This window comes from Lutimonas saemankumensis, from assembly GCF_020171465.1.
Lineage (GTDB): Bacteria > Bacteroidota > Bacteroidia > Flavobacteriales > Flavobacteriaceae > Lutimonas > Lutimonas saemankumensis.
This window is the reverse complement of sequence record NZ_JAIUZR010000004.1, coordinates 475,461-493,373: the sequence shown is the minus strand read 5'-3', so window position 1 is coordinate 493,373 and position 17,913 is coordinate 475,461. Positions and strand designations below refer to the sequence as shown.

At 37.8% G+C, this 17,913-nt stretch carries 15 protein-coding genes; 8 read left to right on the top strand and 7 right to left on the bottom strand.

Annotated elements, in window-relative coordinates:
• The first annotated feature begins 33 nt into the window (after positions 1 to 33).
• The 8 genes from LCM02_RS09955 to LCM02_RS09920 all read left to right on the top strand — a co-directional run bounded on the left by LCM02_RS09955 (position 34) and on the right by LCM02_RS09920 (position 6,693).
• Positions 34 to 906 (top strand): toxin-antitoxin system YwqK family antitoxin, encoded by an 873-nt coding sequence (locus LCM02_RS09955; protein ID WP_224928909.1) that lies wholly within the window; start codon positions 34 to 36, stop codon positions 904 to 906.
• Between the two features lie 107 nt (positions 907 to 1,013).
• A complete protein-coding gene (locus LCM02_RS09950) occupies positions 1,014 to 2,255 on the top strand; it encodes a PAS domain-containing sensor histidine kinase (RefSeq protein ID WP_224928906.1) in 1,242 nt (413 codons plus the stop codon).
• Between the two features lie 28 nt (positions 2,256 to 2,283).
• Positions 2,284 to 3,315 (top strand): response regulator, encoded by a 1,032-nt coding sequence (locus LCM02_RS09945; protein ID WP_224928903.1) that lies wholly within the window; start codon positions 2,284 to 2,286, stop codon positions 3,313 to 3,315.
• 111 nt (positions 3,316 to 3,426) lie between these two features.
• A complete protein-coding gene (locus tag LCM02_RS09940; RefSeq protein ID WP_224928900.1) occupies positions 3,427 to 4,272 on the top strand; it encodes a universal stress protein in 846 nt (281 codons plus the stop codon).
• Complete coding sequence (locus LCM02_RS09935; protein WP_224928897.1) at positions 4,273 to 4,662, top strand: hypothetical protein; 390 nt, start codon at positions 4,273 to 4,275, stop codon at positions 4,660 to 4,662. It begins immediately after the preceding gene.
• 451 nt (positions 4,663 to 5,113) lie between these two features.
• Positions 5,114 to 5,620: a nicotinate-nucleotide adenylyltransferase gene (locus LCM02_RS09930; RefSeq protein WP_224928894.1), complete on the top strand. Its 507-nt coding sequence runs from the start codon at positions 5,114 to 5,116 to the stop codon at positions 5,618 to 5,620.
• A gap of 144 nt (positions 5,621 to 5,764) precedes the next feature.
• Complete coding sequence (locus LCM02_RS09925) at positions 5,765 to 6,208, top strand: Hsp20/alpha crystallin family protein (RefSeq protein ID WP_224928891.1); 444 nt, start codon at positions 5,765 to 5,767, stop codon at positions 6,206 to 6,208.
• 62 nt (positions 6,209 to 6,270) lie between these two features.
• A complete protein-coding gene (locus tag LCM02_RS09920) occupies positions 6,271 to 6,693 on the top strand; it encodes a hypothetical protein (protein WP_224928888.1) in 423 nt (140 codons plus the stop codon).
• 61 nt (positions 6,694 to 6,754) lie between these two features.
• Here LCM02_RS09920 and LCM02_RS09915 read toward each other — a convergent pair whose 3' ends face one another.
• The 7 genes from LCM02_RS09915 to LCM02_RS09885 are packed head-to-tail and all read right to left on the bottom strand — an operon-like array spanning position 6,755 to position 17,728.
• Positions 6,755 to 8,638: an alpha-amylase family protein gene (locus LCM02_RS09915; protein ID WP_394369938.1), complete on the bottom strand. Its 1,884-nt coding sequence runs from the start codon at positions 8,636 to 8,638 to the stop codon at positions 6,755 to 6,757.
• Positions 8,639 to 8,646: 8 nt separating this feature from the next.
• Positions 8,647 to 10,338 carry an alpha-amylase family glycosyl hydrolase gene (locus LCM02_RS09910; RefSeq protein ID WP_224930208.1) on the bottom strand — a complete coding sequence of 564 codons (1,692 nt, stop codon included), beginning with the start codon at positions 10,336 to 10,338 and terminating at the stop codon, positions 8,647 to 8,649.
• A gap of 27 nt (positions 10,339 to 10,365) precedes the next feature.
• Positions 10,366 to 11,523, bottom strand: a complete 1,158-nt coding sequence (locus tag LCM02_RS09905) for an alpha/beta hydrolase (RefSeq protein WP_224928883.1) — start codon at positions 11,521 to 11,523, stop codon at positions 10,366 to 10,368.
• 4 nt (positions 11,524 to 11,527) lie between these two features.
• Entirely contained in the window at positions 11,528 to 13,387 is a 1,860-nt protein-coding gene (locus LCM02_RS09900; protein ID WP_224928881.1) for a glycoside hydrolase family 13 protein, read from the bottom strand.
• Between the two features lie 17 nt (positions 13,388 to 13,404).
• Positions 13,405 to 15,708, bottom strand: coding sequence for a glycoside hydrolase family 65 protein (locus LCM02_RS09895; protein ID WP_224928879.1), 2,304 nt, complete (start codon positions 15,706 to 15,708; stop codon positions 13,405 to 13,407).
• A gap of 10 nt (positions 15,709 to 15,718) precedes the next feature.
• A complete protein-coding gene (pgmB, locus tag LCM02_RS09890) occupies positions 15,719 to 16,372 on the bottom strand; it encodes a beta-phosphoglucomutase (protein ID WP_224928876.1) in 654 nt (217 codons plus the stop codon).
• 6 nt (positions 16,373 to 16,378) lie between these two features.
• On the bottom strand, positions 16,379 to 17,728 hold the full coding sequence (locus LCM02_RS09885; RefSeq protein ID WP_224928873.1) for an MFS transporter: 1,350 nt from the start codon (positions 17,726 to 17,728) through the stop codon (positions 16,379 to 16,381).
• Positions 17,729 to 17,913 lie beyond the last annotated feature (185 nt).

Sequence of the window (17,913 nt, the reverse complement as noted above, 5' to 3'; positions counted from 1 at the left end):
TTTGAGCGGTTTGGTGAATTTAATCTGGAAATCATGAAAGGAAAAATCATTGTCCTTTCACTTGTTTTAATGTATGGAAAAATAACATTTGGACAAGCGAAAGTAGATGTTTCTGAAATAGAGGAGAGAAATGTCAATGGAAAAAATATCTTAATTGCGAATGAAAAACCTTTTACCGGGATTGTCTATGAAAATTATGTGGCCCCCAAATTAAGATATTCAGTAAAGGAAGGGGTTAAGGACGGCAGCTATGCTTTGTATTTTGAGAACGGACAACTTAGAAGAAAAACCTCTTTCGAAGCGGGAAAATATAACGGTCAATATGAGGAGTTTTATGACAATGGCCAATTGAAAATAAAAACAAGCTTCAAAATGGGCAAATACCACGGCCCTCTTATCATGTATTATAAAAACGGGCAAATCGAAGCAACAGGGAATCATCTGGAAGGTCAGTTTGACGGAGTTCAGAAGAAGTATTATCAGAATGGAAATTTAAAATCAAAGTCAATATATGTTAATGGTTCAAGACAGGGAGAATCATTGAAGTATTACGAGAATGGAGATTTAAAAGAAACTGCCTTTTACAAGGATGATCAGTTAAATGGAAGTTACGAGAATTATTATGAAAATATGATGCTCTATGTAAAGACCGAGTACTATGAAGGAGAGAAGGAAGGGGTCTTCCATATGTATTATGAAAACGGTTATCTGAAAAGAAAGGGATATTACTCAAAGGGGAAGGAAAACGGTCCGTTTGAAATTTACCACGATAACGGAAAACTCAAAAGGAAAGGATACTTCAAGGACGGAAAGTTGAGTGGAGAATTTGAAAGCTACGATGAAAAAGGGCGGCTCGTAAATAAAATGACTTACCGTAATGGCCAGGTTATAGGATATGTTCACTAGAACCTTAATTAGAACGATTCTTTAATTGCCATTAATCTTCTCAAGGGCTTGAAAAACAGGGGATAATTTCGTAACTTCATAAAGTGAATTTTTAAAAATCTTGACTCATGAAAAAGAGTAATGAGGTTTTTTACAAAATTTGCTTTGATTCCCTGTTAGAGGGAATTTGTATTGCAAATCATGAAGGGAGAATTATCATGAATAATTCTGCCGTGGAGGAGATGTTTGGTTATGAAAAAGGTGAGTTAGTTGGAAAAGAGATCAGCGTTTTAATTCCTGAGGAACAACGAAAAATTCATCTCAGTTATTTTCAAAATTTTATTGACCATCCCAGAAAATATAAAAAGGGAAAAGGTAGAGAATTCAGGGGTCTTCACAAAAGTGGGAATATTCTTGATTTGGAAATAGGACTAAATTACTTTACACACGAAGGAAAATTTTATGCAAAAGCATTAATTTCTGAAATAGGTATAAGAAAGCGCAAGGAACTTCGTATTAAGGAGAAGAATAAAAATCTGGAGATAGAGGTAGAGGAACAAGAAGGTCAATTGATGGACCTCATCTCTGAACTTGAATTTTCCAATATAAAACTCAAGGAGGAAATTAAAGAAAGATCGTTTGCTGAGCATCGTGCCAAATTAGCACTGGAGAAAGAAAAGGAACTTAATATCATGCAAACAAAGTTTATTTCTCTTGCTTCTCATGAGTTTAAAACACCCTTAAGTGGAATACTAACTTCAGCTTCCCTGATTCAAAAGTATAATGAGGTTCAGGCCAACCCCCGTATCTCAAAACATACAAATACGATCAAGTCGCTGGTGGGACAACTAAATAATGTGCTGGACGATTTTCTATTCCTGGAAAACTCTGAAAGAAAAGGGTATCCAATGAATTTGTCAAGATTCAAGTTGGGTGAAATAATAAAAATGCTTGTTGAAGATGCTACCGCCATATTAAAAGAAGGGCAACGCATAGTAATCTCTCCCTACGACCTGAATACAGAAATTCGGCACGACAGAAGAGTTATTGACATCATCATAAGAAATGTTCTATTTAATGCGATAAAATATTCGGGAAAAAACTCGATCGTGAGTATAAATATAAATACGGGAAAAGATTTGAAAATTGTTATCGAAGATCAGGGAATTGGAATACCCAGCGAAGCTAAAGAGCATATTTTTGACCGGTTTTACAGAGCAAAAAATGCTTTGCCAATTCAAGGAACAGGAATAGGCCTCAATATTGTACAAAGGCATTTGCAACAGGTAAAAGGCTCAATATATGTTGAAAGTGAAGAGAAAGAGGGTACTAAGGTGTTCATTAACCTTCCTTTGACTGTTAAGGACTAATCAGTTAACATTGTAAAATTTTAATATGATGAAAAAGAAGATATTAATCATTGAAGATGATACAATTGTAAGAGAAAATACAACTGAAATATTGCAATTGGCAAATTATGAAGTCATATCAGCTGAAAACGGAAAGATTGGTATTGAAAAGGCTTCCTTTTTTAAGCCTGATCTAATTATTTGCGATATATTAATGCCGGACCTTGATGGTTACGGTGTACTTCAGATCCTTATGCGAAATAAGTCCCTGCAAAAAATTCCGGTGGTTTTTATGTCTGCCAAAACCAAGCATGAAGACATAAGAAGGGGGATGGACCTGGGAGCAAGTGACTATATAACAAAACCTTTTGAAGAATCAGAACTATTGAGCGCGGTAGCCACTCGATTGAAGAGAAAGGAGATTTATGAAAGAAATATTAATGAGGAAAACAGGATTCCACGTAAACTTAAGATTGATGAAATAGAAAGAGCGTTTAAGTTTAAGGAATCGGTTGAATATAAGGCCGGATCAACCATTTATTGCGAAGGCAACGTAAGTAACCATATATTTTTTATTGTCAAAGGGGAGGTAAAAACATTTAAGGTCAATCAGGATGGTAAGGAATTAATTACTGAAATATATTCGGATAAAAGTTTTTTCGGATTTACTTCATTGTTGGAAAGTTCTCCTTATGTTGAAAACGCAGAGTCCATCAAGGACACTAAAATATTGAAAATTCAAAAGAATGAATTCTATCAAATCATAAAGGATAATCCGGAATTAGGTCTGAATTTTATTGATATGCTGTCGCATGATCTGGAATTCATAAAAGACCATCTAATGCATTTGGTATATGATTCAGTACGTAGAAAGACAGCCGATGCAATTATTCAATTGCATGATAAAAGGGGAGGGCAAAGCCCGATAGAAATTTCCAGGTCCGATCTGGCCAGTTTTCTGGGAATTGCCAAGGAAACTTTGACCAGGACCCTGACCGATTTTAAAGAGGAAAACCTGATATACACTCAAAAAAACGAGATTCAAATTAAAGACAGGGAAAGACTCCAAAAAATTCAGTAATCAGCGTTAAATTTCTAAAAACACTGATCAAAATCAACGTTGAGGCTGACCGGGGTCAATGACTGGCATCCATGATTTTTATAGATTTAAAACATACTAAAACTTATTATCATGAAAAAGATTCTTTTACCTACGGACTTCTCTGAGAATTCTATAAATGCGATTGAATATGCCACAGAATTATTTAAGGACATACCCTGTAAATTCTATGTATTGAATGTCTTCAAAATTCCGTATTTGGCAAATGAGGAATTGATGGAGCACAACGCCACCCAATTGGCGGCTCTGGAAGAAGAAATGTACGATCATTCCATTGAAGAAATGAATAGGCTTCTGGAAAAAATTCCTGAAAATCCAAAGCATAATTATGAAACCATCAGTGATTATAATTTGTTTAGTCTGGCGGTTCATCAAGTTGTTTCGGAAAAAGAGATTGAGCTGATTATTATGGGGACGAAGGGAGCTACCGGTGCCAAGGAAATATTCATAGGAAGTAATACCAGCGATGTTATTATGAGAAACGCATGTAATGTGATTGCAATTCCAGAAAATCATTCGTTTAAGTTTCCAAAGGAAATAGTTTTTCCAACCGATTTTATGATCAGATACAGTCCAGAGGACCTGGAACCCTTATTGGATCTGGCCAACAAATTTGAGTCTTCGGTTCGGGTTGTTCATTTTAGTGAAAGTGATATACTGGAAGAGGATCAGATCGAGAATAAAAGAGTTCTGGATTCCTTTCTCAAAAATGTTAATCACCAGTATTACACGCTGTCTAATGATGATTTCGAAGAGGGTATCAATTGCTTTGTTCAGAGCAGAGCCAATATTGATTTGATCATGATCATAGGCCGTCATTACGGATTTTTTGAAAGGCTGTTTTTGAAGCCGAAAGTAAGGACCTTGAGTTTTCATACAAAGGTACCTTTATTTGTGGTGCATCATAAAAAAGAATAGATGATGGATATATCGATATTTCTTGCAAAATTCTGGGGTTGGTATTTTATGCTCTTTTTTGTCCTTTTCATGGTTTATCCGAAAAGGATAAAGCAAATGTTCCTGTTTGCCAGGGAGGACCAGTTTATGATCATATTGTCAATTCTGGGAATCATCATAGGGCTTCTGCACATTTTGGCCCATAATATTTGGGTAACGGACTGGAGGATAATTATTACGCTTTTCGGATGGTTCAGTTTGATGAAAGGCATAAGTCAGTTTGCTTTTCCGGGATTCGCAACTAAATGGGTAAATAATATTGATTATAAGTGGTTTCAATTTATTTTGTTCTTATTGTTTTTGGTAGGATTGATTTTGCTAAATCAGGCCTATCAATGGGTTCTTTATTAAAAAAACACTCCCGTATTGATCAGAATCAATCAAAGTATTGATTCTGATCATTGTTTTGTATTTGATTTGATTCTAAATTTGAACTATTAAATTAAAATTCCATCAAGGGTTTAATTTATAAACAAATTCTATGAAGCATTAAAAGGCAGAGTATGTTCCGGCATACAAAGCCTCTGAATCGAAGATGGTTTTTATAGATTAACATGTACCTAACTGATGATTAAGATCTGCTAAGGAATTTAACGTAGGTATACTTAAGTATAAAAGTTATTTTTGATTTAAGGGAACAGGAAATTAAAAACTTCCTGTTCCTTTTTTTTTAGTTTTTTTGAATTTTACTGATTAGGATCATTCTTTCTTATGAGCGGGGTCATTGTGGGCGGAGCTTCCATTAATTAATTTTATTTCAAGCAATGAGTAACAGTATTTATTAATTAAAACCAAAAGCATCATGAAAAAAGTATTTTTAGGTTTATTAGCACTTGGGTTAACCGCCCAATTATCTGCTCAGGTAGTTAATGATGGCATGCTACCGGAAGTTGAGGTCCGTGCCACAAATTATAAATATCTGAACAGCGTTGACAACACTGAAGCAGCCGTGCCGGTTAAACTTCTTGAGGATATGGTTGCCAAATTTGATGTAAAAAGTTCAGAGTTTTACGAAGATGGCAATGATTTCTACAGAGTTTATTTCTATATCCCTGAGGGAAAAATAGTTGCTGCTTATGATCGAGATGGAAAGATTCTTTATACCATTGAAAAGTTTAAGAATGTGGCTTTACCTGACAACGTTGCCTCTGCCGTGGCAGAAAGGTTCCCCGGCTGGTCCATCGACAAGGATGTCTACAGGGTAAATTACGATGTAGATTTAGGAACAAATAAGCGGTACAAATTAGTTCTTAAAAATGGCAAAAAAACCATAAGAGTTAAAGTTGATGAAGATGGTGTTTTTCTATAGGCTGATTCTATCAACCTGAAAAAGTTGCCTTCCGGGGCAACTTTTTTTTTTGACGACAATCATTTGGCCTGTTGATTTGGATCATTGCAAAAATCAAACTTCAGGATTAGCTTTGATACGTTATTAATTATAAAATGTTTTGTCATGACTCTTGTAAAATTTAAAAGACCCAGATTACCTTGGTACGACAACATGTTTTCAGATCTTTTAGGATCGGACAGGTTGCTTACCAATGACTTTTTTATGGAGGACAGATGGATACCTGCAATGAATATCAAAGAAACTGAAGATTCTTATGATATCGAAATTGCAGCTCCAGGTTTTAATAAAAAAGATTTTGAAGTATGTATTGAGAATGGAATGTTAAAAATCGAAGCTGAAAACAGCGAAGAGAAGAAAAAAGAGAAAAAAGACTACACTCGCCGAGAGTTTAACTACAATTCTTTTTACAGATCATTTACTTTGCCAGAAAATGTAAATGAAGATGAAAAAATCGATGCGACCTACAAACGTGGTATCTTGAAATTAGTTTTGAACAAAGTTCCTGTAGTGGAAACTACTCCAAAACAAATGATTGAGGTTCATTGATCTTTGAAATAGGGAGTTTAGGCTCCCTATTTTAAATTAATAAAACTTTTAAATTGAATATTATGGAAGCCGGAGAAAAAGAATTGTACCATTTACATGAAGAGACGTCCAATTGGTTGAGTGAAATGGAGTTTATGAAAGATGAACAGCTATTTCTTGAGCACTTATTGAGTACGCATTTTTTGGATTTAAGTTCCACCAAACTTTACGAACCAACCCGAAAGTTGATAAAAAGGTTAAAAGAGGTTGAATCGTTGGGTACGGAATTGGTCGACAGAACCCGGAAACATGATGAAAATACCGGAATAATGCTTGAAAATATACAAGCATCAAGAACTTCAAAGTTGTTGACGGAACATGAAAAGATCAAAATAGAATATGACAATTATACCCTGAAGTTCAGATATGTTAAGAAAAAGATATTTGCTTTGATCAAAGAAATTATGATCCAGCACAAACAAAAATTACTCATTAACAAAACCTGATAATTAATCAAATTTTTCCCCCTTCATGAAGAATAAATAGGTTCACACTCGAGGGTGTAGCCTATTTATTTTTTTGTAAACGAAAAATATTCGAATCAAGGGGAGCGAGATCAATACTTATTTTCCCCTCTCCCTGAACAATTGTCAGTTCGCTTATTGAGTTATCCGAAAGCTCATCTTTCACCTGGTAGGTGGTGCCATCTTGAAGCCCCCACTCTTTAATAAGATCTTCGGGAATAATAAGGTCAGTTTTATAATGGTTGTTTTCGTCAAAATTGGAAACAATAACCAAGTGTTCATTCTGACTCCATCGCACAAAAGAGAAAATACGATGATCGTAAGCAGGGTTACGGTCTTTATTGAAATAGTGAATTTCTCGATATTTTCCCATCAGGGCCCCGCTTCCAATAGTGAAAGACAGAAGCTTTTTATAGAATGAACGTAGTTGTTGTTCTTCAGGCTTAAGCGATCCTCCGTCGAATTTTTTATGATTTGTCCAGCGTTGTAAAGAAGGAACCCCTATATAATCGAAAATTGAAGTACGAGTCGGGGAGCCAAATCCGGCATTTTCGGCCCCTGGTTCTCCAAATTCCTGAGCAAAATACACAAGGGTAGGAGAAGTGCTGATGGTAGTTGAAACTACCATAGCGGGCTTTCCTTTTTCCGCAGACCCCGCAAAATCGGGACTAGCAATTCTTTGTTCATCATGATTTTCAAGAAAATGAAGCATCTGATGTTCAATATCCTGGACTTCCTCCTGAACCTTTGGAATATGATCCGTCCAGCCATGGCCCTGTACGATATGTTTTATGCTATCATAAAAACCAACTTTATCGTACAAATAATCCATTTTCCCCAAGCGTATATAATCCCTATATAAGCTTGGATTATAAACTTCTGCCAGTAATAAGGCCTCCGGGTATTTGACTTTAATGGAGGAATTCATGTAACTCCAAAATTCAACGGGAACCATTTCGGCCATATCATACCTCAGGCCGTCAACTCCCTTGGACAGCCAGAAAAGTGCAATATCCCGGAATTTGATCCAGGAATCAGGAACGTTCTTATCCTTCCAGAATTCATAATGGGCGTTAAAATCCATCTGATCGTAACCTTGCGGGAGGCTTTCAAAATCCTTCGTTCCGTCTGGAGCAATTCCATAGTTGATTTTTACTGTTTCATACCAGTCATTTTGATCCGGCCGAGATAAACGCGAGCCATTTCCGGTCCATTTTGCCGGATTTTCTTCAAATTTACCATCGGCAAGAGGATGTGTTTCCCCTCCCAGAGGCTTGTAATTATCTCTCCATTCCGGGACCTGAAAGGATTCCCCATTGATATAATAAAAATTGTTATCCCTTTTATAGGTAACTGAATTATCATCATTTTCCCCGAAGTCCACAACACCTTCAGGATTATTTAAGCCTTCGTATTTTCTGGCTATATGATTGGGAACTATATCGATGATTACTTTCATACCCTGATTATGTGTCCTCTCTATAAGCGCCTCGAACTCCTCCATTCGCCGGGCTGGGTCTTCTGCAAGATCAGGATCTACACTGTAATAGTCTTTTACGGCATAGGGTGATCCTGCCCTGCCTTTTACTACATCCGGATCGTCATTTGAGATTCCGTAAGCCGTATAGTCTGTTACCATGGCATGATGTAATACCCCCGTGTACCAAATATGAGTAACTCCAAGTTCACGTATACCTTTTAAAGCACTATCACTAAAATCATTGAATTTTCCTACTCCGTTTTCTTCAATCGTACCCCAGGGTTTGTTGGTCCTGTTTTCATTACCAAAAAGGCGTGTGAAAACCTGATAGATTACTTTTTTATGTTTGTCATCCTTCATCTCAGGAATATTTTGATCATTATTCTTTGAACAGCCGAAAAATAAGCCGATTAATGAAATTATAAAAAGAATAGCTGGTTTTTTCATAAGAAACTTTATCTAACTTCTTCCAATAAAATAATTGAGTGAGGACTATTGATTTCTACCGCACCATTTTTTACAACAGTTTTAATCCCAGAATAGGCGTCATGTAAGGCTGCTCCTTCTTTAAAATTATTACCAACAGATATGGTTTGGCTGCCCTCACCAAGATTAAGCCCTACGACTACGGTATCTTCAAAATCACCCTTTTTAAATTGTCTCTGGAAAACATAAGGAGATTCACTGATCATTTTGTGCTTTCCTGCACCAATAGATGGATGTGCAATTCTGAATTTACCTAATTTTTGCCAGTGTTCCAGCAAAGACTGGGTTTCCGGATTTGTACTGATATCTTCCCAGTTCATAAAGGATCTCAAAGTTGCATCCCCCTGGGTTCCTTCGATAATAAGGTTTCGTGCAGATTCATCTCCGTAATATACCTGGGCCGTTCCAGGTGATAACAGCAATTTCGTTGCTGATTCATAAGGTTTAGCTCTTTCTTTATCAAAAGGAGTGGAATCATCATGAGAGGTCAGATAGTTGAGTACCTGAAATCCAGAGCTGTCATTATTGAGCATATTGCTGTAGGTTGAGAAAATACTTTCATAATCCTGTTCTGCACTCTGTTTGAATTCAAAATTGATCATACTGTCAAAGCCATGGTCGTAATAATTCACCTTAACATCTCCGAAATCAAAACTTTTTCCTGTTGAAATAATATAGTATCCATAAACCTCTCCAACCATGTAAAAATCGTTGTCATCCAATACCAATCCAGGATTATTTTTTTTCCATGATAAAAATGCCTCATCACATTCGTTTTTGAACTCAGCCCATACTTGTTCTTCTATGTGCCTTACAGTATCTGCTCTGAATCCGTCAATACCAAAATCTCTCACAAAATCCGTAAGCCATTTAATAATGTAGAACCTGGGAGCCCTCGGGTATCCCGTCCTTTCAAAGAAGGAATCAAGCTCTGCCATTTCCTTTTCATATCTTCCTTCTGCCTTCCATTTTTTAATAAGTGCCTCAGGAAGTTCAACATTATCATCCGATTCGGTTAATATGTCCGGAAGATTTTCAACTAGAGTGCAGGTCACAGCTGTTTCGTAGGAATCAAATTCGCATTTAGGACTGGTTCTAACCCAATCCGATGGCCAGACAGGGTCTTTTTCAGTAACAGGGCCCGTGTGATTGATCACGGCATCCATTACGATTCTAATTTTATTCTCATGAGCTACTTTTACAAGTTCAGCGAGATCTTCCAAGGTTCCAAAGTTTGGATCCAGTGCCGTCCAGTCCTTTGCCCAATAACCGTGAAAGCCGTATGTAAATCCTGTTCCCTCATCTGTACCTCCATGAATTTGTTCAACGACGGGCGTGAACCATATGGCATTGATTCCCAAATCTGTAAAATAACCATCTTTGATTTTTGCGGTTATTCCTTTAATATCACCACCCTGGAATCCCCTCATGGGAGCAGTTGGTAAATTCCTGTCAAAGTTCATGTCATTTTCCGGATCTGCATTATTGAACCTGTCGGTAAGAAGGAAGTATAAATTGGCATTTTCCCAAAGAAAAGGTGTTTCTTCCGTCAAAGTTTCAGCATTTGACCTTTCCCCGGCCGATTCCGAAGCTTTTTGAGTATCTCTTCCGCATGAAGAGATCAATATCACTATACTGACAAGCAAGAGGTTCTTAAACATTGTGTTCATATTTCAATAATTTTTGATTCAAGTTTTAGGTTCGAATAACCAGATTACAGCCCTTTCAAATTCAGCTTTCCAAAGCTTTTCATTGTGTTCTCCGACGGGGTTTACCCTGGTATAAATATTTTCAACGGGTATGCCTGATTGAATCATTTTTTCAGACATAAGTTTCATTTCCTTAACGACATTGTGGCCTTCACGACCTCCCGACATGAAATAAATTCTAAGTTTTTGTAGTTCAGGGTTTCTCTGAGAAATTTCTATCTCTTCATCCACCAGTGGAAAAGAAGGTGAAAAGATACCTGCTATACCAAATACTTCAGGGTATTCGATGGCTGTATAAAATGAGATCAGGCCGCCCAGGGAGCTTCCCATTATACCCGTATTTTCAGCTTCTTTAAGTGTACGGTAATTCTCATCCACATAGGGCTTTAAATTCTCAGAAATGAATCTTACATATTGATCTCCTTCTGCATTTGTTGGATAATTTTCAAGGTTCCAGGGCGAATATTCATCAATTCTTTCAGCTCCTCCATGATCAATTGCAACTACGATAAGTTCCAGGCCGATTGAATCTTTCAGTTTGTCCAGCGTCTCATCCACTTGCCATTCACCACTGAAGGAAGTAGTTGCATCAAACAAATTCTGTCCGTCATGCATGTACAAAACAGGATATTTTTTTTGATCATTTTCATATTCCTCAGGAAGATAGATCCAGATTCTTCTTTTTTTGTTCAAAGGAAGCATATCAAAGTTTTCATCAAGAACACGGACATTTTTTGAGGCAGTGCTTTTTGCCGGGCTGAAATCGTGCCATCGCGAAATGCTAAGGTTCACGGTGTCATTTTCCCGTTTAAACGAATAGGTTCTGTTCTCCATCTGTAGCCCTTCATGATCTACCTCCACGGTAGCCCAGCTACCTCTTGTAAACTTAAATTCGATCGGCCTCTCATCCATTTCATTGAAGGTATATACATACTTTCCTTGCATGGATTTCATTTTATATTTGTCTTGCCCGCCTGTCCATCCTTCAAAATTGCCGGAAATGAATATCTTCTCACCTACCGGGGTGTTCTCAGGGATTTCATCAATCACAAAAGTTACCTGCGCAGACACTAAATTTGAACAGATAGCAAAGAAAAACAGATAAACATAATGATATGAACAACTGATTCTGCGCATAGATCTATTTTGTGGACAATACCCTGGCTCCTTTTTCCTTTAGAACTAATTTATCCTTCCAAATCAGATTCTCCCCCGTGATTACATCCTTTAGATCTCTGTTGTCAAGAATCATTTCCTTAAATCGTAATAAATCCAGTTCAACGGGGTCATCATTTTTATTTAGAATCAACACCACGGTTTCTTCATTTAAAACTCTGAACATGACATAGACCCCATCCTTTGGTGCAAAGTGTACAGTTTTCCCTTTGTGTATAGCTTTGGAGTTTTTTCTGAATCGCAAAAGTGTCTTTACATAGGCCTGCATGTCTTTTTGATCCGCTTTGAGGCCCTCTCCGGTAAAAGCATTCACCTCATCTCCTTCCCAGCCTCCGGGAAAATCGGTCCTGATCAGTCCATGATCCCCGGGTTTAGCCGTATTCTGCATTAATATCTCGGTGCCATAGTAAATTTGAGGAATTCTGGGCAAGGTTAAATGATAAGCCAGAGCCATTTTGGTAAGTACCGGATCCTCATTGAGTTGGGTATGTATCCTGTCCATATCATGATTGTCAGGAAAAATCATGATTTTCTCAGGGTTCGGATAATGGAAATCATTGGCAAGGCCTTCATAAATTTTGATTAGCCCCGAATTCCATTGTTCTTTCTCTTTAAGTGCATCTGAAATTGTCTTCTGCATTGGAAAATCCATTGACGAGGTCAGATTTGAATGGTATCCGTCATGGTTCTCGGCACCCTGCTGCCAATAAGCAACAAGTAACGGATTATAACTCCATTCTTCGCCAACGATGCTAAAGTTAGGATACTCCTTCATAATGGCTCCTGCCCATTCTGACATAAATATTTTGTCCGGGTAGGGATAGGTATCCTGCCTGATTCCACCAAGTTGGGCTGTTTCGATCCACCAAATTGAATTTTGAATGAGGTAGGTTGCCATAAACGGATTGTTCTGATTCAAATCCGGCATACTATCAGTAAACCATCCATTTGTCATTCCAATGGCATCAATTTTGGAAGCATAGATGTCCTGATTTGTGGTCCTTTTATGATTTGAATAAGTTGTTTTCTCACCAGCTTCATAGGCTGCCTGATAATTAAGCCAATCTTCAAAAGGCAGATCTTTTATCCACCAGTGTCCTATCCCACAATGATTCGCTACCTGATCCATAATTAACTTAATCCCCTTGGCTTTTGCTTTTTGCGATAATTCAATATATTCTTCCAGGGTGCCGAATCTTGGGTCAATCTGGTAAAGATCCGTAATGGCATAACCGTGATAAGAGGCCTGAGGCATGTCATTGGTAAGCACAGGGCAAGACCAGATTGCGGTAAACCCCATCTCATCGATGTAATCAAGATGGTTTGAAATGCCTTTAATATCACCTCCATGCCTTGCATAGTCATCGTTTCTGTCTATAGCAGCTTCTTTTAATCCCTTAACAATGTCATTTTCAGTCAGGGCATTCGCAAAACGGTCCGGGGTAATTAAATAAACTACATCGGAACTGTCAAAACCTAGAAATTCCTCTGAAGGTCTTGAACGTTTTTTTAACTCGTATTCATACTTGAGTTTTTTCTTTCCTTTACGCTCGAAAACAATTTGCATTGTTCCCGGCTTTGTATCTGTTGAAATACTCAGATCGAGAAAAAGGTAATTCGGGCTTTTCGCCTTGTTAGTTTTTACAATACTTACTCCTGCATATTCAATATTTGGGGTGTAATCAGAGATATTCTCACCCTTAATTAGCAATTGAAGATCTTGATTTTTAAAGCCAACCCACCAGTTTGGCGGTTCGACTCTTTCAATCTGACCAAAGGCACTAATACAGATAAAGCTGATAAAGAACAATGCAAGACGTTTCATAGGTATTGAATTTAGGTTTATAATATGACCAGATCCTGGTTAAATATGGTGACCTCCTTTCCGGAGACGATAATATTTACAGGTGTATCGGATTCGTTGTAAAATTTACAGCCTTCATGGTTTTTGAAAACTTTTATCGTATGATCTCTGTATTTGATTTTAAATGAGTAAGATTTCCAGTTTTTAGGAATAACAGGGTCAAATGAAAGCTGATCATTAAAGTTTCGCATTCCTCCAAATCCTTGGACGATGGACAGCCAGGTTCCCGCCATCGACGTGATATGCAAACCTTCGTGAACTTCATGATTATAATCATCAAGATCCAGCCTTGAGGTTCTCAGGTACATTTCATAGGCCTTTTCAATTCTTCCAATTTTGGCTGCCAGTATGGAATGTACACATGGGGATAAGGAAGATTCATGGACCGTTAGGGGCTCATAAAAATCAAAATGTTTTACCAGAGCCTCCAGTTCAAAAAGGTTCTCAAAGAAATAAAATCCTTGAAGAACATCAGCTTGTTTGATATAAGGGGATCTCAATATTCTGTCCCAGGACCAGTTTTGATTGATAGGCCTGTCAGCTTTAGATAATTGATCGGCCGGAACAAGTTCTTTATCCAGAAACCCGTCCTGCTGAAGAAAAACTTCATATTTTTCACTGTAAGGGAAATACATTCGATCAGCCACTTCCGTCCAGTTGGCTATTTCGGACTCGTCCAATGCCACTTTTTGAATGATGCGGACATAATCTTCAGGGTATTTATCCTTAATCTCCTCCAGATTTTCAAGCGCATATTCAAGGCACCATTTGGCCAGATAATTTGTATACCAGTTATTGTTGATGTTATTTTCGTATTCATTGGGCCCGGTTACACCCAGAATTACATATTGGTCCTTGTCGCCGGATAAGGTGGCTCTTTGACTCCAAAACCGTGCAATGGCCAAAATTACTTCCATTCCATGCGTTACCACGTACTCGTAGTCTCCACTGTAATTCACATAATTATAAATGGCATACACCATGGCTCCATTACGGTGAATTTCCTCAAAAGTAATTTCCCATTCGTTATGGCATTCCTCACCATTCATTGTTACCATTGGATAAAGGGCAGCGCCATTTGTAAATCCTAATTTTTCGGCATTTTCAATGGCTTTGTCCAATTGATTATATCTGTACAAAAGCAAATTTCTGGCCACGTCCTTATCCTTGGTACTCATGTAAAAAGGTATACAGTATGCTTCGGTATCCCAATAGGTGCTACCTCCGTACTTTTCACCTGTAAACCCTTTTGGACCAATATTCAATCTTGAATCATCTCCAGAATAGGTTTGATTAAGCTGGAAAATATTAAATCGGATAGCCTGTTGAGCCTTCATATCACCGGTGATCGTGATGTCGGCAGTATCCCATATTTTATCCCAGGCCTTTTGCTGTTTTTCGAACAGTTGATCAAATCCTTGTTCGGCTGCAGCATTCAAAGTATTTTTAGAAACATTATATAGCTCAGAATTTGGATGATTCATCGATTGTGTGTATCCTCCGTATTTTACAATTGTAAAAGTGTCTCCACTGTTTACCAGCGTTTTATAGGCGTATTTGATACTTTTGTCTGTAGAAGACGATTCTTTTTCAATGTCAATGATGTAATCGTTGAGAATTAACTCTATCTTCATTCCAGTACACACTTGAAATCCTGTTTTCAAGGTTTTCGAGATGATAAAAGCTTCGTTATCTTCTTGTTTTTTATCAAGAATCTCCCAGAAAAATTCATCGTAATTACTGTCTTCATTCATGATGCCGGCATCTAAATACGGGTCAAATTCAATAGTTCCCTGAAAATTGATCGGGGTAACACTGTATTTGATCACTCCAACCTCCTGCAGATCCATACTCAGAAACCTCGTGGCCAGAATTTTTACCATATCTCCGTCTTCAAATTCTGCAATAAAAGACCTTGTCAGGACACCATTTCTCATGTCGAGTTCACGGCTAAAATCGATAACCTTGCAGCTATTTAAGTCAAGGGTTTTTCCGTTGATCTTAACTCCTATTCCTATCCAGTTCGGAGCATTTAGTACCTTGGCAAAATATTCAGGATATCCGTTTTTCCACCAACCAACACGTGTCTTGTCAGGATAATAAATCCCACCGATATAACTTCCCTGAAAAGTGTCACCGCTATAATCTTCTTCAAAATTGGCACGCTGTCCCATAGCGCCATTTCCAATGCTAAAGATACTTTCTGAAGCAGTAACATGTTCTTTGTTGAATCCTTCCTCAATTATTTTCCAGTCATCTGGTTTGATATAATCTAAATTCATGGTCTTGTATTTAAGCGATTAATTTCTGCACGAAATCAACAGTTAATTCATTTGTATTTATCAGATTGTAATCGGCGTTTTCCAAAACGTCGGGGTCGCCGATCCCTATACTCGTCATTCCCGCCCTGGCAGCGGCGTCTATACCCGCTTTGGCATCTTCAACCACAATACATTCTTTGGCCGGTACACCGAGTTTATCTGCACCTATTAAAAACACTTCAGGATCAGGTTTCGCTGTACTGACGTCATTTCCGTCAACGATGGCATCAAAAAGATCAAGAAGATTAAGGGTTTTGAGAATAAGCCGGGCATTCTTACTTGCAGATCCCAAGGCAAAAGGAATTTGGTTACGTTTTAAATAATGTAATACCTCGTCAATACCAGGCAAGATTTCAGAATGGTCCATCTTGGCTATATATTTTAGGTATTGTTCATTTTTTTCATGAAGATATTTTTCTTTTTCATCCTGATCGAGCTTTACATTTCCTATATCCAGGAGAATTTCGAGAGATCTAACCCGGCTCACGCCCTTAAGAAGTTCATTTTGTTCATGACTGAAATCAAACCCTAACTGATTTGCCAGTTCACGCCAAGCCAGATAGTGATACTTTGCCGTATCCACGATTACGCCGTCAAGGTCAAATATAAAGGCCTTATTTTTCATTTCTGATTATTCTGTTTTTAATGAAACATGATCATCAACATCTTTTACTTTTGAGACCAGAGCTGCGGCGATCAAAAAGGAAACACCACTTATCACCAATGCGTAAATTGGATTCCCGTCATAAACATATTTTACGATAGGCCCTCCGATCAAGGCATTTATGATTTGTGGGATAACGATAAAAAAGTTGAAAATACCCATGTAGACTCCCATTTTCTTTGGTGGGATGGATCCTGCTAAAATTGCGTAGGGCATGGCCAGTATACTAGCCCAGGACACGCCTATGGCCACCATCGAAAGTATCAACCAGTTTTTGTCAGGAGCAAAATAAATTGAGATTAAGCCTAACCCACCAATGATAAGTGATATCGCATGAGTTCTTTTTCTCCCCACTTTTTCCGCAATTGCAGGCAGAAAAAAGGCATATATTGCAGATATCAGATTATATACCCCAAAAAGAATTCCAACCCAGTCACCGGCATTTTGATAATCAGTACTATGAGAATCGTCTAGTGGAAGTCCATAGACATGATGTGCTATTGCCGGAGTTGAAAAAACCCACATTCCAAACAGACCAAACCAGGAAAAGAACTGAACCCAGCTCAATTGTCTCATGGTCAATGGCATATTTTTGAAATCTGTAAAGATGTTGAGTAAACTTGATTCCTCTATCGCCTCATCTTCTTCAGCTCCGTTGATCAGCGCCATTTCCTCGGGAGAATATTCTTTTGTGGTAATGACCGTTATCAATATACTTGTTATGAGTACGGCAGCACCAATAATAAATGATAGCATTAAACTCAGAGGAACCTTGCCGGGTTCCGCCGTATTTTCAATGCCAATCCAGTTGGTCAAAACATAAGGTAACCAAGAACCCAGAACAGCACCGATTCCAATCAGCACGGTCTGAACACTAAAACCTAAGGTCCTCTGATCACTTGGTAAAACATCGGCAACCAAAGCTCTGAATGGTTCCATGGCTACATTAAAAGAAGCATCCATGATCATGAGCATTCCTGCTCCCACCCAAAGGGCAGGCATAAATGCAGTAAACATATCAGCATTTGGCATCAGGATCAATCCAATTGATGCCAATAAAGCACCTGTAAGAAAAAAGGGTCTCCTTCTTCCTAATTTTGTCCATGTGCGATCACTGTAATAGCCGATTATAGGTTGAACAATTAACCCAGTTAACGGGGCCACAATCCAGAACCAAGACAGTTCATGTACATCAGCTCCAAATATTTGTAATACTCTAGAGGCATTTGCATTTTGAAGGGCAAAACCCATTTGAATTCCAAGAAATCCGAAACTAAGGTTCCATATCTCCCAAAAACTAAGACGTCTTTTTTCCATAATCGATTTAGAATTAAAGTGAAATTTTATTTATTACATGTTACGTCAAGAACACAAAAGAAAACCTCCTCTTGCAAGTTGTCGAACATCAAATAAATAGGTTGGGATTCAGCACATGGCCAAGTCCGTTAGTGAAGTATTAAATAATTAGCAAGTCGTGAAATATTTACTAATAAGGGTCAAAT

Coding starts and splice junctions, on each gene's coding strand:
- LCM02_RS09955 (WP_224928909.1), top strand. CDS start 34: ATGAAAGGAAAAATCATTGTCCTTTCACTTGTTTTAATGTATGGAAAA.
- LCM02_RS09950 (WP_224928906.1), top strand. CDS start 1,014: ATGAAAAAGAGTAATGAGGTTTTTTACAAAATTTGCTTTGATTCCCTG.
- LCM02_RS09945 (WP_224928903.1), top strand. CDS start 2,284: ATGAAAAAGAAGATATTAATCATTGAAGATGATACAATTGTAAGAGAA.
- LCM02_RS09940 (WP_224928900.1), top strand. CDS start 3,427: ATGAAAAAGATTCTTTTACCTACGGACTTCTCTGAGAATTCTATAAAT.
- LCM02_RS09935 (WP_224928897.1), top strand. CDS start 4,273: ATGATGGATATATCGATATTTCTTGCAAAATTCTGGGGTTGGTATTTT.
- LCM02_RS09930 (WP_224928894.1), top strand. CDS start 5,114: ATGAAAAAAGTATTTTTAGGTTTATTAGCACTTGGGTTAACCGCCCAA.
- LCM02_RS09925 (WP_224928891.1), top strand. CDS start 5,765: ATGACTCTTGTAAAATTTAAAAGACCCAGATTACCTTGGTACGACAAC.
- LCM02_RS09920 (WP_224928888.1), top strand. CDS start 6,271: ATGGAAGCCGGAGAAAAAGAATTGTACCATTTACATGAAGAGACGTCC.
- LCM02_RS09915 (WP_394369938.1), bottom strand. CDS start 8,638: ATGAAAAAACCAGCTATTCTTTTTATAATTTCATTAATCGGCTTATTT.
- LCM02_RS09910 (WP_224930208.1), bottom strand. CDS start 10,338: ATGTTTAAGAACCTCTTGCTTGTCAGTATAGTGATATTGATCTCTTCA.
- LCM02_RS09905 (WP_224928883.1), bottom strand. CDS start 11,523: ATGCGCAGAATCAGTTGTTCATATCATTATGTTTATCTGTTTTTCTTT.
- LCM02_RS09900 (WP_224928881.1), bottom strand. CDS start 13,387: ATGAAACGTCTTGCATTGTTCTTTATCAGCTTTATCTGTATTAGTGCC.
- LCM02_RS09895 (WP_224928879.1), bottom strand. CDS start 15,708: ATGAATTTAGATTATATCAAACCAGATGACTGGAAAATAATTGAGGAA.
- pgmB (WP_224928876.1), bottom strand. CDS start 16,372: ATGAAAAATAAGGCCTTTATATTTGACCTTGACGGCGTAATCGTGGAT.
- LCM02_RS09885 (WP_224928873.1), bottom strand. CDS start 17,728: ATGGAAAAAAGACGTCTTAGTTTTTGGGAGATATGGAACCTTAGTTTC.